At 73.4% G+C, this 15,973-nt stretch carries 16 protein-coding genes; 6 read left to right on the forward strand and 10 right to left on the reverse strand.

The features are described from left to right. Positions 1-525 precede the first annotated feature (525 nt). The 4 genes from ACO4JP_RS06960 (at position 526) to ACO4JP_RS06975 (ending at position 6,241) form a co-directional block, all read left to right on the forward strand. Entirely contained in the window at positions 526-2,088 is a 1,563-nt protein-coding gene (locus ACO4JP_RS06960) for an alpha/beta hydrolase family protein (protein ID WP_425956652.1), read from the forward strand. A gap of 88 nt (positions 2,089-2,176) precedes the next feature. Next, positions 2,177-3,799, forward strand: coding sequence for a hypothetical protein (locus ACO4JP_RS06965; RefSeq protein ID WP_425956653.1), 1,623 nt, complete (start codon positions 2,177-2,179; stop codon positions 3,797-3,799). Between the two features lie 186 nt (positions 3,800-3,985). Then, entirely contained in the window at positions 3,986-5,758 is a 1,773-nt protein-coding gene (leuA, locus tag ACO4JP_RS06970; RefSeq protein ID WP_425956654.1) for a 2-isopropylmalate synthase, read from the forward strand. 177 nt (positions 5,759-5,935) lie between these two features. Further along, positions 5,936-6,241 carry a helix-turn-helix domain-containing protein gene (locus tag ACO4JP_RS06975; RefSeq protein ID WP_425956655.1) on the forward strand — a complete coding sequence of 102 codons (306 nt, stop codon included), beginning with the start codon at positions 5,936-5,938 and terminating at the stop codon, positions 6,239-6,241. A 71-nt stretch (positions 6,242-6,312) separates the two neighbouring features. On the opposite strand, the gene ACO4JP_RS06980 is transcribed toward ACO4JP_RS06975, so the two are convergent. The 3 genes from ACO4JP_RS06980 to ACO4JP_RS06990 form a co-directional block, all read right to left on the reverse strand. Then, a complete protein-coding gene (locus ACO4JP_RS06980; RefSeq protein WP_425956656.1) occupies positions 6,313-6,900 on the reverse strand; it encodes a ClpP family protease in 588 nt (195 codons plus the stop codon). Then, positions 6,897-7,502, reverse strand: a complete 606-nt coding sequence (locus tag ACO4JP_RS06985) for a ClpP family protease (RefSeq protein ID WP_425956657.1) — start codon at positions 7,500-7,502, stop codon at positions 6,897-6,899. The genes ACO4JP_RS06980 and ACO4JP_RS06985 overlap by 4 nt, the downstream gene beginning before the upstream one ends. A 95-nt stretch (positions 7,503-7,597) precedes the next feature. After that, on the reverse strand, positions 7,598-7,990 hold the full coding sequence (locus ACO4JP_RS06990; protein ID WP_425956658.1) for a hypothetical protein: 393 nt from the start codon (positions 7,988-7,990) through the stop codon (positions 7,598-7,600). A gap of 165 nt (positions 7,991-8,155) precedes the next feature. On the opposite strand from ACO4JP_RS06990, the gene recO reads away from it, so the two are divergent. Together recO and ACO4JP_RS07000 are read left to right on the forward strand one after the other, a co-directional pair. Beyond that, the gene (gene recO, locus ACO4JP_RS06995) at positions 8,156-8,908 is read left to right on the forward strand and encodes a DNA repair protein RecO (RefSeq protein WP_425956659.1); all 753 of its coding nucleotides are present in this window, start codon (positions 8,156-8,158) and stop codon (positions 8,906-8,908) included. Next, a complete protein-coding gene (locus ACO4JP_RS07000; protein WP_425956660.1) occupies positions 8,908-9,690 on the forward strand; it encodes an isoprenyl transferase in 783 nt (260 codons plus the stop codon). The genes recO and ACO4JP_RS07000 overlap by 1 nt, the downstream gene beginning before the upstream one ends. Before the next feature lie 46 nt (positions 9,691-9,736). Here ACO4JP_RS07000 and ACO4JP_RS07005 read toward each other — a convergent pair whose 3' ends face one another. From ACO4JP_RS07005 to ACO4JP_RS07035, 7 genes are all read right to left on the reverse strand, one after another. Further along, positions 9,737-10,792, reverse strand: coding sequence for an iron-siderophore ABC transporter substrate-binding protein (locus ACO4JP_RS07005; protein ID WP_425956661.1), 1,056 nt, complete (start codon positions 10,790-10,792; stop codon positions 9,737-9,739). 96 nt (positions 10,793-10,888) lie between these two features. Then, the gene (locus ACO4JP_RS07010) at positions 10,889-11,722 is read right to left on the reverse strand and encodes an ABC transporter ATP-binding protein (protein ID WP_425956662.1); all 834 of its coding nucleotides are present in this window, start codon (positions 11,720-11,722) and stop codon (positions 10,889-10,891) included. Further along, the gene (locus tag ACO4JP_RS07015) at positions 11,719-12,759 is read right to left on the reverse strand and encodes a FecCD family ABC transporter permease (protein ID WP_425956663.1); all 1,041 of its coding nucleotides are present in this window, start codon (positions 12,757-12,759) and stop codon (positions 11,719-11,721) included. Before ACO4JP_RS07015 ends, ACO4JP_RS07010 begins: the two co-directional genes overlap by 4 nt. Position 12,760: 1 nt before the next feature. Next, on the reverse strand, positions 12,761-13,822 hold the full coding sequence (locus ACO4JP_RS07020; protein ID WP_425956664.1) for a FecCD family ABC transporter permease: 1,062 nt from the start codon (positions 13,820-13,822) through the stop codon (positions 12,761-12,763). A 12-nt stretch (positions 13,823-13,834) separates the two neighbouring features. Beyond that, positions 13,835-14,242, reverse strand: a complete 408-nt coding sequence (locus ACO4JP_RS07025; protein ID WP_425956665.1) for a Fur family transcriptional regulator — start codon at positions 14,240-14,242, stop codon at positions 13,835-13,837. Continuing rightward, the gene (locus tag ACO4JP_RS07030) at positions 14,239-15,147 is read right to left on the reverse strand and encodes a metal ABC transporter permease (RefSeq protein ID WP_425957064.1); all 909 of its coding nucleotides are present in this window, start codon (positions 15,145-15,147) and stop codon (positions 14,239-14,241) included. Before ACO4JP_RS07030 ends, ACO4JP_RS07025 begins: the two co-directional genes overlap by 4 nt. A gap of 22 nt (positions 15,148-15,169) precedes the next feature. Further along, positions 15,170-15,955, reverse strand: coding sequence for a metal ABC transporter ATP-binding protein (locus tag ACO4JP_RS07035; RefSeq protein ID WP_425956666.1), 786 nt, complete (start codon positions 15,953-15,955; stop codon positions 15,170-15,172). Between the last annotated feature and the right edge of the window lie 18 nt (positions 15,956-15,973).

Raw genomic sequence — 15,973 nt, forward strand, 5'->3', positions numbered from 1 at the left:
TACCTCCGGCCGCGTGACATCGTCGAGCCGGCCGACGTTTCCGAGCTCTACGGGACGTGGGTGGACGAGATCGGGTCGGGTGCCACGCTCACACTCTCGGAGAACGGTGAGTTCTCCGTCGACAACGTCTGCCAGAGCGACGTCGAGCGTGTCGTGGCCGGGCAGGCGTCAGGGGCTTGTGGCTCGACGGCGAAGGCTCCGGTTCACCGGCGAACGCATCTTCGACGGTACGGGTGATTTCCCATTGTTCGTCGGGGGTACGAGCGAAGGTCGCGTGCTGTTCTTCTCCAATCCCGAGGTGACGCAGAAGCTCCAGTTCGTACGGGTGGCGCGTGCGTCTCGCCGAGATGTGAAACATTCCGACGACTCGTCGGGTGGGTGAGCCCGACCGCCGCTCGACGAGGGCGTTCGACGCGTCGCGAGGCACGTCGTCGAGCAGGCGGCGTCCTCGAGGCCGCGGAGTCCCAGTGGCACGTTGTGTCGGTTTCGCCGTCCGTTCGCAAGACGCGCGGGTATCCTCCCGACGTGGTGTTGCGGACGATTACTTCGAGCGCGGCGATCATGGTCGGCCTCGCGATCGTCGGTGCGCTCGCGGGCCCGGCCTGGGACCCGGTGCCCGTCACGGACCACCTGCGCCCGACGGCGACGTCCACGGAGATCGGCGGGACCGAGGCCGGTGTGGCCGACGGGCGCGTGCACCCGCCGGGCACGTTCAAGGTCCGCGAGACCGAGGTCCACATCCAGCTCGACGGCTACGAGGTCGGCGGCCTGCTGCGCGAGCCCATCGACGCGGGCGACGACCTCTCTGGCCTGGTGTTCGTGCACGGCGCGGGCACCGGCAAGTCGACCGAGGCATTCCTCGAGCAGGCCGAGCAGATCGCCTCGGCCGGCGTCGTCACCCTCGTGCCGGACAAGCGCCTCGACACGTACACCACCTGGCGCCGCGACTACGTGGCCATGGCGGGCGACTACCTCAGGTCGGTCGACTACCTGCGTGAGATCCCCGAGGTCGACCCGGACAAGGTCGGTGTCTACGGGGAGTCGGAAGGCACCTGGATCGTGCCGGTCATGCAGGTCCAGGACCCGCGCGTCGCGTTCACCGTGCTGGCCTCCGCGCCCGTCGTCGAGCCGCGGAGGCAGGCGGCGTTCGCGGTCGACAACTTCCTGCGCAACACCAACGTGCCCCAGCAGGTGTTCCGCGCGATCCCGCGCGCCGTCGGCATCCAGCCGCCCGGGGCGCTCGGCTACGCCGACTTCGACGTCACGCCGTGGCTCGAGAAGCAGTCGGCGCCGGTCCTGGTGATCTACGGCACGGGCGACCCGTCGATGCCGATCGAGCAGGGCACGCGCCAGATCATCGCCGACACCGCCGTCGGAGGCGCGAGCGCGCCGGTGACCGCCCGGTTCTACGAGGGTGCCAACCACGGCCTGCGCGTACGCGGCCAGGTCCTGCCGGAGGTCTCGCGCGACGTCGCCGCCTGGATCCAGGGCATGCCCGAGACGGCGACCGCGCAGCCGCACATCGCCGGCGCGCAGCCCGAGCAGCTCTTCCTCGCCTCGCCCGTGCCGCGGCCGCGGTGGTGGGGCAACGGGGACATCATCATCGGCTCGGTGCTCGGGGGCCTCGCTCTGCTGCTCGTCGGGCCGCTCGTGTGGGGCGCCGCGGCGCTGGCGCGACGGCTCATGGCCGTCGGCCGCGCGGCACCCGCGGCCCGCGCCGCGCCCAGGATGGCCCGGGGCATCCCCCCGCTGCTCTTCGGCATCGGCCTCGGCTCCGTGCTGACCCTCGTCGCCCTGGTGGTCTACCTCATGTCGGTGGCCCGGCTCGCGCTCAGCTACGAACAGAACGATCTGGTCGTGCAGGGCGGGTGGATCGGCGTGCGGCTGCTCGGGCTCGCTACCGTGGTGTGTGCGGCGATGCTCGTCGGTCGCGTGCGGGACGTGCGACACGCGCGTCGCGCCGGCGACCCCGGCGCCGTCGTCGCGGCCGGCTGGCCGGCCCACCTGACGCTCTGGACGGTGCTGGTCGGCGCCGTGTCGCTGCTGCTGTGGCTCACGTACTGGGGTGTCTTCCAGCTCGGTATCTGAGTCGCTCGACCTGACATCACCCGGGTGAAAAGGGTAGAAACGACCGCGGGGCCCGTTCCGGGTGCCCACGAGCGAGGGAGAAGTGCCCATGACCGACGCCGTCAGCACCACCGAGCGCAGCCCGCGGGAGCCGTTCGCAGGCGTGCCCACCCGCGACCTCGTGCGGGACGTCGTCGCAGCCGCGGCACTGCTGGTCGGTGTCGCGCTGCCCTGGACTGCGTCGGCCCGTGGCAGCGACCGGATCGAGGTCGTGCTCGCCACCGTCGTCGCGCTGCTGGCCGTGGCGCTGCCCTACGCGCGCCGGGCCGGGCTCGTCACCGCGGCATGGGCCGCGGACGAGCAGCGCACACGGATCGCCGGGGCGGTGCCGCTCGCCCTGGTCGCTGCGGTGCACCTGCTGCTCGACGTCGTTCCTGGCGGCTCGCACGGCGTCGGCGCCGGGCTGGGGCTGGGGCTCGCCGGGGCGGTGCTCGCCGCCGAGCTCGCGTGGCCGCGCACCGTGCTGGTCGTCGCCGGCGTGCTCGCGCTCGGGGCGGTCGCGGCGCCGGTGGTCAACGCGATCGACGGCGACCTGTCCACCTGGCGGATCGTCGCCGTCGTGCTCACGGCCGTGCTCGCCCTCGGGGTGCTGTGGCTCACGGCCTGGCGGTTCGAGCGCGGGGACCTGGCCGCCGGCGTGCTGCTCGTGGGAGTGGGCATCGTCGCCGGCCTGAGCGCGGCGCTCCTCGGTGCCAACGGCGCCGCGCCCTGGGTGGAGAGCGTCCACGGCACGTGGTTCGGGCTGGTGCTGCTGCCGGTGCTGGCAGCGGCCGCCGTCCCCCGCGTGGTGGAGCAGACCGCCGAGGCCGGCGCACAGCCGTGGATGTGGGCTGCCACGGGCCGGCACGCGCTTGCGCTCGCCGCCAGGGTCGGCGCGTACATCGCGCTCCTCGCTCTGACGCGCCTGCTCGACACCGGAGCCTCGCTGTCGTCCGTGCTGCGGCTCGTCTTCGGCGTGCTCATCGCCCTCGTCGCGTTCTTCGGCCACCGCGCGCTCAAGCGCGACGTCGCGTCGGGGCACGCCACGGCCGTCGGCGCGGCGCTCGTGATCACCGCGCTCGGCCTGGTGCTCATCATCGTGCGGGCGGGCGCGACCGCCCGGACCAACCCCGTCGACGTCTTCCTGACGTTCGGTCTGCCGGCGATCGTGCTCTCCGTGCTGCTGGTGCCGCGCTCGCTGCGCGAGCTGCGCAGCCAGGTCCAGGAGCAGGCGCCGAGCGCGGTGGCGCCGCAGGCGTACCAGGCGCCGGCCGCGGCGGCGACGCAGACGTACCAGCCGCCGGTCTACGCGCCGACGCCCGCCTCGGGCGCTCCCCTGGCGGCGACGAACGGAGCCCCGGCGATCCGGCCCGAGGTGGCGGCGGCGGAGACGACGATCATGGCGCCGGTCGAGGCGGAGGCCGGGCCGCCGGCTGCCTGGTCCGGCCCCTTCGGCAACGCCGGCGCCACCCAGGTGCTGCCGCCCGTCGCCGACGTCCCGGGCTCGAAGTGGAGCGCCGCGCAGGCGCTCGACCCGGCGACGCCGCTCGCCGACCTGGCGCTCATCGTGCAGGAGTCGCCGCACCTGCGTCCGCTCGTGGCGGCCAACCCGTCCACCTACCCCGCACTCCTCGACTGGCTGGGCGCGCTGGGCGACCCCGCCGTCGACGCGGCGCTGCGTACGCGCGGCTGAGCCGCGCGGCCGGGCGACCACATCGCGGCACCTGTCCGGAGCCGTCGGGCCGCGGAGGTATGGTGACAAGGTGCGGCGCACGGTGAGCCTCCTCCTTGCGTGCCGCGGCGGGGCCCTCTGAGGCCGGTCCCTCGTCGCGGCTGACGTGGTGTGCCGGCTGACCACACCGAGCCCGAAGGACCCCGCATGATCCACGAGACCACCCGAGGCATCTCCGCCCGGAACCCGCAGACGCCGTCGCCGATGCCGGCCCACAAGTACCGGCCGTTCCACGAGCAGTTCGACGTCTCGCTGCCGGACCGCACCTGGCCCGACACGCGCATCACCAAGGCCCCGCGCTGGTGCGCCGTCGACCTCCGGGACGGCAACCAGGCCCTCATCGAGCCCATGAACGCCGAGCGCAAGCTGCGCATGTTCGAGCTGCTCGTGCAGATGGGCTACAAGGAGATCGAGGTCGGCTTCCCGTCTGCCTCGCAGACGGACTTCGACTTCGTGCGCCTGCTCATCGAGTCCGGCCGCATCCCGGACGACGTCGTGATCCAGGTGCTGACCCAGTGCCGCGACCACCTCATCGAGCGCACCTACGACTCGATCCGCGGCGCCAAGCAGGCGATCGTGCACATCTACAACTCGACGTCGATCCTCCAGCGCGAGGTCGTCTTCCGCTCCGACACGGACGGCATCGTCGACATCGCCCTGCAGGGCGCGCGGCTGTGCCGCAAGCTCGAGGAGACCGTGCCGGAGACGACGGTGTACTACGAGTACTCGCCCGAGTCGTACACCGGCACCGAGCTGGAGTTCGCGGCGCGGATCTGCAACGAGGTGCTCGACGTCCTGGCGCCGACGCCGGACCGCCCCGTCATCATCAACCTGCCGGCGACGGTCGAGATGGCCACGCCCAACCTCTACGCCGACTCGATCGAGTGGATGAGCCGCCACCTCAACCACCGCGAGAACGTCATCCTGTCCCTGCATCCCCACAACGACCGCGGCACCGCTGTCGCCGCCGCCGAGCTGGGCTACCAGGCCGGAGCGGACCGCATCGAGGGCTGCCTGTTCGGCAACGGCGAGCGCACGGGCAACGTCGACCTGGTGACGCTCGGCATGAACCTGTTCAGCCAGGGCATCGACCCGCAGATCGACTTCAGCGACATCGACGGCATCCGCCGCACGGTCGAGTACTGCAACCAGCTGCCGGTGCACGAGCGTCACCCCTACGTAGGCGACCTGGTCTTCACGGCGTTCTCCGGCTCGCACCAGGACGCCATCAAGAAGGGCTTCGAGCACATGGAGGGCCGCGCGGCGGCGGCCGGCAAGGAGGTCGACGAGCTCACCTGGGGCGTCCCCTACCTGCCGATCGACCCCCGCGACGTCGGCCGGTCCTACGAGGCGGTCATCCGCGTCAACTCGCAGTCCGGCAAGGGCGGCATCTCCTACCTGCTCAAGGCGGAGCACGCCCTCGACCTGCCGCGCCGTCTGCAGATCGAGTTCTCCGGCGTCGTGCAGATGCACACCGACGCCGAGGGCACCGAGGTCACGGGCGACGACATCTGGCGGATCTTCACCGACGAGTACCTGCCCGTCGAGCCCGGCAATGCCGCGGGCCTGAAGCCGTGGGGGCGCCTCAAGCTGCGCGAGACCCGCACGGTCTCGGCCGAGGACGGCACCACGACCATGTCGGTCGACGTCGTCGACCGCGACGAGCAGCTGACGCTCGCCGGCGTGGGCAACGGCCCGGTCGCGGCGTTCGTCGACGCGATCGCGCACGTGGGCGTCCAGGTGCGCGTGCTCGACTACGCCGAGCACGCGCTGTCCGAGGGCGGCGACGCCTCCGCGGCCGCGTACGTCGAGGCCCTGGTGGGCGACGACGTGCTGTGGGGGGTGGGCATCGACCCGTCGATCACGACGGCGTCCCTCAAGGCGATCGTCTCGGCGGTCAACCGCTCGGCCCACGCCTGACCAAAAGGTCGCTCCGGCGCCCTGACCCCCTCCCTTTCGACGTCGCACCTACTGGCGTTCTGCGGTTCAGAACGCCAGTGGGTGCGACGTCGAAAGGGAGGGGGCTCTTGCTTGCGGGCCTTCTGCTGTCAGCAGAGACGCGAGCGCGCGCGGCGTCGTCGTGCGTACCGTCCAGGCATGACCGCCGACGTCCGGGAGCCGCTGTGGCGGCACGCGCTGGGAGATCACCTGCGGCGGCTGCGCCACCGCCGCGGCCGCACGCTGCACGACGTCGCCCGGCGCGCCGGGGTGTCGCCGCAGTACCTGTCCGAGATGGAGCGGGGTGTCAAGGAGCCGTCGAGCGAGATGATCGCTGCGGTCGCGGGGGCGCTCGAGGTCTCGCTCGTGGACCTCACGCTCGGCGTAGCCGGCGAGCTGGCCGCGGGGACACGCGGCAGCGCCGCGGCCGCCCAGGCCCGGCAGGCCTTCGCCCTCGCCGCCTAACCCCGGTTGCGGGACCGTGCGGCTCCGTTTTTCAGGCCGGTTTGCCGGAGCCGCAGGGTCCCACAACGCAGTCAGCGCTCCGCGAGCACGTGGTCGACGATGCCGTAGGCGCGTGCCTGGGCCGCCGTCAGCACGCGGTCGTGGTCGGTGTCGGACCGCAGGGCCTCGAGCGTCTGGCCGGTGTGCAGCGCCAGCACGCTCTCGAGGTCCGATCGGATCCGTAGTACCTCGTCCGCCTGCAGGATCAGGTCCGGGATCGGCCCGCGCCCCTGCGCCGCAGGCTGGTGCAGCACCACGCGCGCGTGGGGTAGCGCTGCCCGTTTGCCCGCGGTGCCCGCGGCGAGCAGGACGGCGCCCACCGCCACGGCCTCGCCCACACATGTGGTCGCGACGTCCGGCTTCACGTACCGCAGCGTGTCGTAGACGGCGAGCCCCGCGCTCGGGTCGCCGCCCTCGCAGTTGACGTAGAGCTGGATGTCCGCGTCCGGGTCGGCGGACTCGAGGAACAGCAGCTGGGCGATCAGGGCGTTCGCGACACCAGCGTCGATCGCCGTGCCGAGGTAGACGATCCGCTCGGTGAGCAGCTGCGAGTAGACGTCCATGATGCGTTCGCCGCGCGGGTGCATCGCGACGACGTTCGGGATCGTGTAGGTGCTCATCGCCCGAACCCCGCGAGGTCGCGCTGCAGCGGCGAGATGTCGGCGAACGACCCGACGACGGCGTCGACGAACCCGTACGCGCGGGCCTCTTCCGCGGTGAACCAGTGGTCATGCAGCGAATCCTCGAAGACGCGCTCGACAGGCTGCCCGGTGTCCTCCGCGATGAGGCGCAGCACGGTGTCGCGCGTGTGGCGCAGGTCGTCCGCCTGGAGCTCGATGTCGACGGCAGGGCCGCCGATGCCGGCCGAGCCCTGGTGCATGAGGATGCGCGCGTGGGGTAGCGTCCGTCGCTTGCCGGGCGAGCCCGCCGACAGCAGGAACTGCCCGGCGCTGCACGCCAGGCCGAGCGCGAGCGTGGCGACGTCGCTGGGGACGGTGCGCATCAGGTCGCGGATCGCGAGCATCGCCGGCACGGAGCCGCCCGGCGAGTGGATCCACAGCGCGATGTCCGCGGTGTCCTCGGAGGCGAGCGTGATGAGCTGCGTCGCGAGGAGCGTGCCGTTGTCGTCGTCGAGCACGCCGTCGAGCACGAGGACACGGCGGTCGTAGAGCTCACGCCGGGCGCGGGAGTCGAAGAGGGGCGGGGAAGGTGTGTCGCTCATGAGCCCACGGTGCGCGCCCCGAGGCCGGCGCGGGGTGCCGTGCTGCTGTCGGCAGATCCGCCGTCAGCAGCGGGGCCGCCTCGCGCCCCCGGTCACTACGGCAGCTTGACGCGCCGCCACGCGCCGGGCAGCGCGGAACTGACGAACAAGGCGAGCACGACGCCGACGGCCGCGAGGCCGAGAATGATGCCACCCGCCGCGAGCTGCTCGAGTCCGGACGCGTCGCTCGCGAACAGCCGCTCGACCACGGGCGCGGCGGCGAGCGCGCCGAGCGCGGTGACGCTGAGCCGGACCACGGCGGAGGCCGGATCCGGCCGGCGTTCCGCGCTCTCGCGGTTCTCGGTCAGGTGGGCGACCGTGTCCTCGGCCCGGACGCCGCTCAGCAGCCGGGCGACGACCCACGGCCCGGGGCCTTCGCCGCCCGAGCGTGGGTGCCCCACGAGGGCCTGCACGCCGGCACGACCCCGGCCGCCGTCGTCGACGACCACGACCTTCCGGTCGCGGGATCGGGCGCATCGTGCCAGACCGCCACCACTCACGGCACTACCCCCGCCGCGCGGGCACACCGCACCGCCAGCACCCGCACCTGCTCGCGCAGCTCTCTTCGCCGCGCTGTGACCTGTCCTGTGGGTGTCGCGGGAGAGAATGTCCCCGTGCCCCTGTACCGAGACGATGCGATCGTGCTGCGTACCCAGAAGCTGGGCGAGGCCGACCGCATCGTCACGCTGCTGACGCGCGAGCACGGCAAGGTGCGCGCGGTCGGCAAGGGGGTGCGTCGCACGTCGTCGCGGTTCGGGGCACGGCTCGAGCCGTTCATGGTCGTCGACGCCCAGCTGCACCAGGGCCGCTCGCTCGACACCGTGACCCAGGTCGAGACCGTCGGCCCGTACGCGCGCGCGATCTGCGAGGACTACGCGCTGTACACGGCGGGCGCCCCGATGCTCGAGGCCGCCGACCGCCTCGTCGAGGCGGAGCACGAGCCTGCGGTGCAGCAGTACTGGCTGCTTGCCGGCGCGCTGCGGGCGCTCGCCCAGCGCGACCACGCACCGTCGCTCGTCCTGGACTCCTACCTGCTGCGCGCGTTCTCCGTCGCGGGCTGGGCGCCGTCGTTCACCGATTGCGCGCGTTGTGGCGAGCCCGGGCCGCACCACTCGTTCTCCGTCGCGACGGGCGGTGCCGTGTGCCCGCGCTGCCGGCCCCCGGGCTCGACGGCGCCCGCGCCCGAGACGTTCGCGCTGCTCGCCGCGCTGCTCACGGGCGACTGGGACGTGGCGGACGCGTCGGGCGAGCGGCACCGCAAGGAGGCGTCCGGCCTCGTGGCCGCGTACACGCAGTACTACCTGGAGCGCACGCTGCGCTCGCTCCGGCACGTCGACAGATCGACCCCGACCTTGGAAGAGGCCTGATGCCCCGCACCTACGCCGAGCCCTACCCGCACCCGTCGGGTGCGACGCCGCCGCCGATCCCGGCCGACCTGCTGCCCAGGCACGTCGCCATCGTCATGGACGGCAACGGTCGCTGGGCCAACCAGCGCGGGCTGTCCCGCATCGAGGGGCACAAGCAGGGCGAGAAGTCGCTGCTCGACGTCGTGGCCGGGGCGGTGCAGCTGGGCGTCAAGCACATCAGCGCGTACGCGTTCAGCACGGAGAACTGGAAGCGGTCGCCCGAGGAGGTCAAGTTCCTGCTCGGCTTCAACCGCGACGTCATCCGGTCGCGACGTGACGAGATGGGCTCGTGGGGTGTGCGGATCCGCTGGGCCGGGCGCACGCCGCGCCTGTGGGGCTCGGTGATCAAGGAGCTGCAGGTCGCCGAGGAGATGACCAAGGACAACGACGCCTGCACGCTGACGATGTGCGTCAACTACGGCGGCCGGGCCGAGCTCGTCGACGCCGCCGCCGCGATCGCGCGCGAGGCGGCCGCGGGGAGGCTCAACCCGGACAAGGTCAGCGAGAAGACGATCCAGAAGTACCTCGACGAGCCCGACCTGCCGGACGTCGACCTGTTCCTGCGCTCGTCGGGCGAGCAGCGCATCTCCAACTTCATGATCTGGCAGGCCGCGTACGCGGAGCTGATGTTCATCCCCGACCTGTGGCCCGACGTCGACCGCCGCCACCTGTGGAAGGCCTGCGAGGACTACGCGAGCCGCGACCGCCGCTACGGCGGAGCGGTCGACAAGCCGACGGCCTGACCGACCGCACGGCCGAAGCCGGGCGGCCGGCCGCGCCGGCCGGAGGCTACTTGAGCGTGGCCGCGATCGAGTCGATCAGCTTCGGGAGGCCGCCCGGCCACTCGAACGTCAGTGCCGTGGGCGGCGAGACGGACGACACCGTCACCGGGTCGACGACCTTGACGACCTTCCCGGCCGCGACGGCCGGGATCGCCTGCAGCGCGGGCTTGGCGAGCGACGCCTCGACGTCGGCTGCGCTGGCGCCGTACATGATGACGAAGTCGGCGGTGAGCTGGTCGAGCTTCTCGTACGACAGGTCGTAGAAGAAGCCGCCGTTCGAGGTGTCCAGCGTCGAGACGGACGGGGCGATCTTCAGGCCGAGGCGCTCGAGGATCCCGACGCGCGAGTCGGCGGGCGTGTAGACGGAGACCTTGCCGTCGCCGTCCCAGATGCCGGCGAAGGTGACGCCGTCGAACTCCGGGTGGTCGGCCTTCTGCTGGTCGAGGAACGTGTCGATGTCGCCCAGCACCTTGTCGCCTGCGGTGGTGCGGCCGAGCGCCTTCGCGGTGATGCGGATGACGTCGTCCCAGCTGGTGGTCCAGGCGCCGTCCGGATAGGCGACGACGGGGGCGATCTGGCTCAGCGTGTCGTACTGCTCCTGGGTGAGCCCTGAGTAGGGGGCGAGGATCAGGTCGGGGCGGGCCGCGACGAACTCCTCGTACGGCACCGTCGAGCCCGAGGCGTCGTCGGTCAGCACGGTCGGGTGCTGCACGCCGGCCTCGTCGAAGGCGTCCCCGACCCACGGCAGCAGGTTGCCGGCGCCCGCGGTCCAGCGCTGCTCGGCGACCGCGACCGGGTACACGCCGACGGCGATGGCGGCCTCGGTGGAGCCCCAGCCCCAGGTCGCCACGCGCTGCGGCTCGGACTTGATCGTCGCGTCGCCGAGGGCCGACGTCACGGTGATCGGGAACGAGTCGGTGGCGCCGCCGGTGGCGGCCTCGGTCGGCGAGGCGGACGGCCCGCCGGCCGCGTCGGTGGACGAGCAGCCGGACAGGGCAAGCGCCGCCACGGCCGCGAGCGCGGCCAACGCGGACAGGGCTGACAGGGGACGGCGAGAACGCACGCACACTCCTCAGAAACGCTCGCGGCGAGGCCGCGGGGGTAGTTGGTGAGGTAAGGCTAACCTGCGTTGCCAGGATTACCGCAATGCCCGAGTGGCCTAGATCGTCGCGCGGCCCGAGCGCTGCCGCGCGCGCCCCACGGGGACCACGAGCGGCGTCCCTGACACCGGGTCGGGCACCACGCGCGACTCGAGCCCGAACGCCGCGCGGACGGAGTCTTCCGTGAGCACGGCCGAGGGCTCGCCCTCGGCCACGACCTGGCCGGCCCGCATGACCACGAGGTGGTCCGCGTACCGCGCGGCCAGGTTCAGCTCGTGCAGCACCATGACGACGGTGGTGCCCCGCTCGGCGTTGAGGTCCGCGAGAAGGTCGAGCAGGTCCACCTGGTGCGCGACGTCGAGGAACGTCGTCGGCTCGTCGAGCAGCACGACGTCGGTCTCCTGGGCCAGCACCATCGCGATCCACACCCGCTGCCGCTGGCCGCCCGAGAGCTCCGCGACCGGCCGGTCGGCGAGGTCCGCCACTCCCGTCGCCTCGAGCGCCCGCGCGACGACGGCGTCGTCGGTCGACGAGCGGCGGCCGAACCAGCCCTGGTGCGGGTAGCGGCCGCGCGCGACCAGCTCGGCCACGCGCACGCCGTCGGGAGCGATCGAGCTCTGCGGCAGCACGCCGAGCAGGCGCGCGAGCTCCCGCCGCGGCAGCTCGGCGACGTCGCGCCCGCCCAGCAGCACGCGGCCCGCGTCGAGGGGGTGCAGGCGGGCCATGCCCTTGAGCAGCGTCGACTTGCCGCACGCGTTGGGGCCGACGATCGCGGTGATCTTGCCGGCGGGCAGCTCGAGGTCGAGGCCGTCGATCACCGTGCGGCCGTCATAGCCGATCCGCACACCCTCGGCGCGCAGGGCCGGGGCGGGGGAAGGGGCGGTGGTGCTCACGCGGGGGACGTCCTTCGGTCGGAGCGGCCGCTGAGCAGCCACAGCAGGTACGGGGCGCCGATGAGGCCGGTCACGATGCCCGCCGGCACGGACATCGTGGGCACGGCGTGCTGCCCGAGCACGTCGGCGGTGAGCACGAGCACCGCGCCGACGGCGGCCGACGCCGCGAGTGCGGCTCCGCCGTCGTCCAGCAGGCGGCGCGCGATCGCGGGGGAGACGAGCGCGACGAACGCGATCGGGCCGGCGGCCGCCGTCGCGACCGCGACGAGCGACACGGCCACGAGCAGCGCAGCGGCCCGCGCGCGGTGGACGCGGACGCCGAGCGCGGCCGCGTTGTCGTCGCCGAGGGCGAGCGGGCCGTGGGTGCGCGCGAGGGCGGCGGCGGCGCACCCCAGCACGCCGACGCCGACCGCGAGGATGGTCAGCGGCGTGCCGCGGACGTCGGCCACGGAGCCGATGGTCCACAGCAGCGCCGTCTGCGCCTCGCGCACCTCGGCCCGCGACATCAGCCAGGCGAGCACGGCCCCGCAGACGTACGAGACGCCGACGCCCACGAGCACGAACCGGATGGAGTGCAGGCCGCGTCGCCACGCCAGCAGCCAGATCGCGGCCGCGGCGAGCAGCGCCCCGCCGAACGCGAAGCCGGCCACCGAGAGGCCCGTCACGCCCAGCCCCAACAGCGCCCAGACCGCACCGAGGCTCGCTCCCGTCGACACGCCGAGGATGTCGGGACTGGCCAGGGGGTTGCGCAGCGTCGACTGGAAGAGGGCGCCGGCGAGCGCGAGCGCGGCCCCGGCGAGCAGCGCCGCGAGGATGCGCGGCAGCCGCAGGTGCTGCACGACGAACACGTCGGTGGCGTCGCCCGCCCCGACGACGGCAGCGAGCGCGCGTCCGGGCGCCAGCCCGGCGGCGCCCAGGGTGAGCGCAAGAGTGCCGAGCGCCAGCGCCCCGACCAGGAGCACGCCGAGCACGAGTGCGTGCCTGCGTCGGCGGCTCCCGCGCAGGGAGGAGACGGCGGCGAGGACGTCGGTGGTCACCTCACACCCCCGCCACGGAGCGCCCGCGCGCGACGGCGATCAGCACCGGCGCCCCGACGAACGCGGCGACGACCCCCGCCTCGAGCTCGGCGTTCGGGACGACGAGCCGGCCGACGACGTCCGCGCCGAGCAGCATCACGGGCCCGAGCACCGCGGCCACGGGCGTGACGCGCCGGTAGTCGGAGCCCACGAGCCGCCGGGCCGCGTGGGGAACCACGAGACCGACGAGGACGATCGGCCCGGCGAACGCCGTCGCCGTCCCGGCCAGGAGCACGATGCTCGCGGCGGCCATGCCGCGCGTGACCCGGACATCCTGCCCGAGCGCGGCGGCGACGTCGTCGCCCATGGACAGCAGCGTCAGGCGCGGGGCGAGCAGGGCCGTCAGCAGCACCCCGGCCAGGAGGAACGGCCACAGCGCAGCGACGGTGTCGAGGCCGCGGGCCGCGAGCGAGCCGACGGCCCAGAAGCGGTACTGGTCGAACGCCTGGACGTCCTGCAGCAGCAGCAGCGCGATGACGGGCGTGATGAACGCCGTGAGCGCGGCCCCCACGAGGGCGAGGCGCACGGGCTGCGCCCGCCCGATCGCGAACACCACGACCGCGGCGAGCGCCGCCCCCGCGAACGCGAACCAGACGAACCCGAGCGGCGTCGTCACGCCGAGGAACGACACGGCGGCGACGACCGCGAGCGACGCGCCGGGCGTGATGCCGAGCAGGCCGGGGTCGGCGATGGGGTTGCGCGTGACGCCCTGGATCACGGTGCCCACGCAGCCGAGCGCGACGCCCGCGAGCAGGCCCAGCACGGTCCGCGGGACGCGGAGCTGCAGCACGACGGCCTGGTCCGCGTTCGCGGGGTCGTGGCCCGCGGCGCCGGGGACGAGGGCGGCCCAGACCTGGCCAGGGGCCACGCTGCGCACGCCGAGCAGCAGGCTCGCCACCACGACGAGGGCGAGCAGGACCAGGGCGGCGACCAGGACGAGGACGAAGCGCGCGCGACGCCGGTCCGTGCCGGCGGGCGCGCCGGCGTCGACGATCGGCGGGCCTGCCGCCGACGAGGTAAGCATTGCCTTACCTTCTCACGCCCCGCGGCAGTCTCGGCACGTCCCCCAGAGCTCGACCGTGTGCACGATCTCGCTGAAGCCGTGCTCGGTACCGACCATCGCGGCCCACGCCTCGACGGTCGGTCCGTCGATCTCGACGGTGCGCCCGCACTCGCGGCACACCAGGTGGTGGTGGTGCTCGCGGCGCACGCACCACCGGTAGAGCGACTCGCCGTCGTCGGTGCGCAGCACGTCGACGTCGCCGCCGTCGACCAGTGCCTGCAGCGTGCGGTACACCGTGGCGAGCCCGACGGCGTCACCGCGGGACCGCAGCACCTCGTGCAGCTGCTGGGCGCTGCGGAACTCGTCGACGCCCTGGAGCGCGTCGGCGACGGCGACGCGCTGGCGGGTCATCCGGACGGGCCCGGGCTGGGTGGTGCTCATCCGCACTCCTCGACGGGGGTGGCGACGCGCACGTCGTCGGGGATGTCGGGGTGCGGGTCGTGCGCGGCCAGCGCCTGACGGCGGTGCGCCAGCGGGCGGACCAGCGCCGCCGCGAGGTAGACGACGATGGCCAGCACCACGATGGTCGCGCCGGGGGAGACGTTGTACCAGTACGTGATGCTCAGCCCGACGACGCAGACGACGACGCCCACGACCGACGCGAGGAGCATCGTCCGGCGGAACGAGTGCGTGAGCTGCTGCGCGACGGCGACCGGCACGATCATCAGCGCGGAGACCAGCAGCAGGCCCACCACGCGCATCGCGACGGTCACGGTGAGCGCGGACACGATCGCCACCGCCATGTTGAGCAGCCACACCGGCATCCCGGACGCGATCGCGAACTCCTCGTCGTGACTGACCGCGAACAGCGCGGTGCGCAGCCCCAGCCCGACGCCCAGGATGATGAGCGAGAGGACGACGGTGAGCCAGAGGTCGGTGGTCGAGACGGTCGAGATCGAGCCGAACAGGTACGCCATGAGGTTGCCGGACGTGCCGCCGGCGATCCCGATGATCAGCACGCCGCCGGCCACGCCGCCGTAGAACATGAGCGCGAGCGCGAGGTCGCCCGAGGTGCGGCCGCGGCGGCGGACCACCTCGATCAGCACCGAGCCGATCACGGCCAGCACCACGGCTCCGGGCACCGTCAGCACGTCGTGGGGCCGCAGGCCCAGGAGCGACCCGACCAGCCAGCCGAGCGCGACACCGGTCAGCGCGATGTGGCCGATGCCGTCGCCGAGCAGGGACAGGCGCCGCTGCACCAGGTAGGTGCCGACGACGGGGGCGGCAGCACCGACCAGCAGCGCGGCGATCAGGGCACGCTGCATGAGCGGGTCGGTGAACATCATCTGCAGGTTCGCGAGCACGGCGTCAGGCCTCCGTCAGCGGGTGGTCGGTGAAGGCCGCGGTGGCGTCCTCGATGCCCGCGAAGCCGGACTGGCCGCTGCCGAGGGGCACCATGTCCTCGGCCGCGTGCGGGTGCACGTGGTCGTGGTCGACGGCCGCGTGGTCGGCGCGCGGGCGGGGCGGGGCGCCGTCGTGCACCACGCGCCCGTGCCGCAGCACGACGCAGCGCGTGACCAGCGGGGCGAGCTCGCCGAGCTCGTGCAGCACGACCAGCACCGTGAGGCCCTGGCCGACGAGGCGTGTCATCGTCGCCGCGAACTGCTCCTGGGAGGGCTGGTCGACGCCGGCCACCGGCTCGTCGAGCACCAGCACCTCGGGGCGGCGCACGAGGGCGCGGGCGATGAGCACCCGCTGCTGCTGGCCGCCCGACAGGTGGTTGGTGGCGGTGTCGCGGCGGTCGGCCAGGCCGACGAGCTCGAGCGCCTCGTCGACGCGCGCGCGCCAGCCGCGCGGAAGGCGCAGACGGCCGGGACGCAAGAGGCCGGAGGCGACCACCTCGGTCGCGGTGGCGGGCAGTCCGCCCGCCGCCGAGACGCGCTGCGGCACGTACCCGACCTGGGCGGCGTCGGGCATCGTGACGGTGCCGGCGGCGGCCGGGAGCACGCCCACGAGCGTGCGCACGAGCGTGGACTTCCCCGACCCGTTCGCGCCGAGCAGGGCGACGACCTCCCCGCGCCGGACCTGCAGGTCGACGCCCCGCAGCACGTGGCTGGTGCCGAGGCGGACGTGCACGCCCTCGGCCGTGATCACGACGTGGTCCTGCCGAGC

It is taken from the genome of Xylanimonas sp. McL0601 (genome assembly GCF_049852175.1).
Lineage (GTDB): Bacteria > Actinomycetota > Actinomycetes > Actinomycetales > Cellulomonadaceae > Xylanimonas.

Excerpts from the sequence above, each read along its gene's own strand:
- ACO4JP_RS06965 (WP_425956653.1), top strand. The coding sequence starts at position 2,177 with ATGACCGACGCCGTCAGCACCACCGAGCGCAGCCCGCGGGAGCCGTTC.
- leuA (WP_425956654.1), top strand. The coding sequence starts at position 3,986 with ATGATCCACGAGACCACCCGAGGCATCTCCGCCCGGAACCCGCAGACG.
- ACO4JP_RS06975 (WP_425956655.1), top strand. The coding sequence starts at position 5,936 with ATGACCGCCGACGTCCGGGAGCCGCTGTGGCGGCACGCGCTGGGAGAT.
- ACO4JP_RS06980 (WP_425956656.1), bottom strand. The coding sequence starts at position 6,900 with ATGAGCACCTACACGATCCCGAACGTCGTCGCGATGCACCCGCGCGGC.
- ACO4JP_RS06985 (WP_425956657.1), bottom strand. The coding sequence starts at position 7,502 with ATGAGCGACACACCTTCCCCGCCCCTCTTCGACTCCCGCGCCCGGCGT.
- ACO4JP_RS07000 (WP_425956660.1), top strand. The coding sequence starts at position 8,908 with ATGCCCCGCACCTACGCCGAGCCCTACCCGCACCCGTCGGGTGCGACG.
- ACO4JP_RS07020 (WP_425956664.1), bottom strand. The coding sequence starts at position 13,822 with ATGCTTACCTCGTCGGCGGCAGGCCCGCCGATCGTCGACGCCGGCGCG.
- ACO4JP_RS07025 (WP_425956665.1), bottom strand. The coding sequence starts at position 14,242 with ATGAGCACCACCCAGCCCGGGCCCGTCCGGATGACCCGCCAGCGCGTC.
- ACO4JP_RS07030 (WP_425957064.1), bottom strand. The coding sequence starts at position 15,147 with ATGATGTTCACCGACCCGCTCATGCAGCGTGCCCTGATCGCCGCGCTG.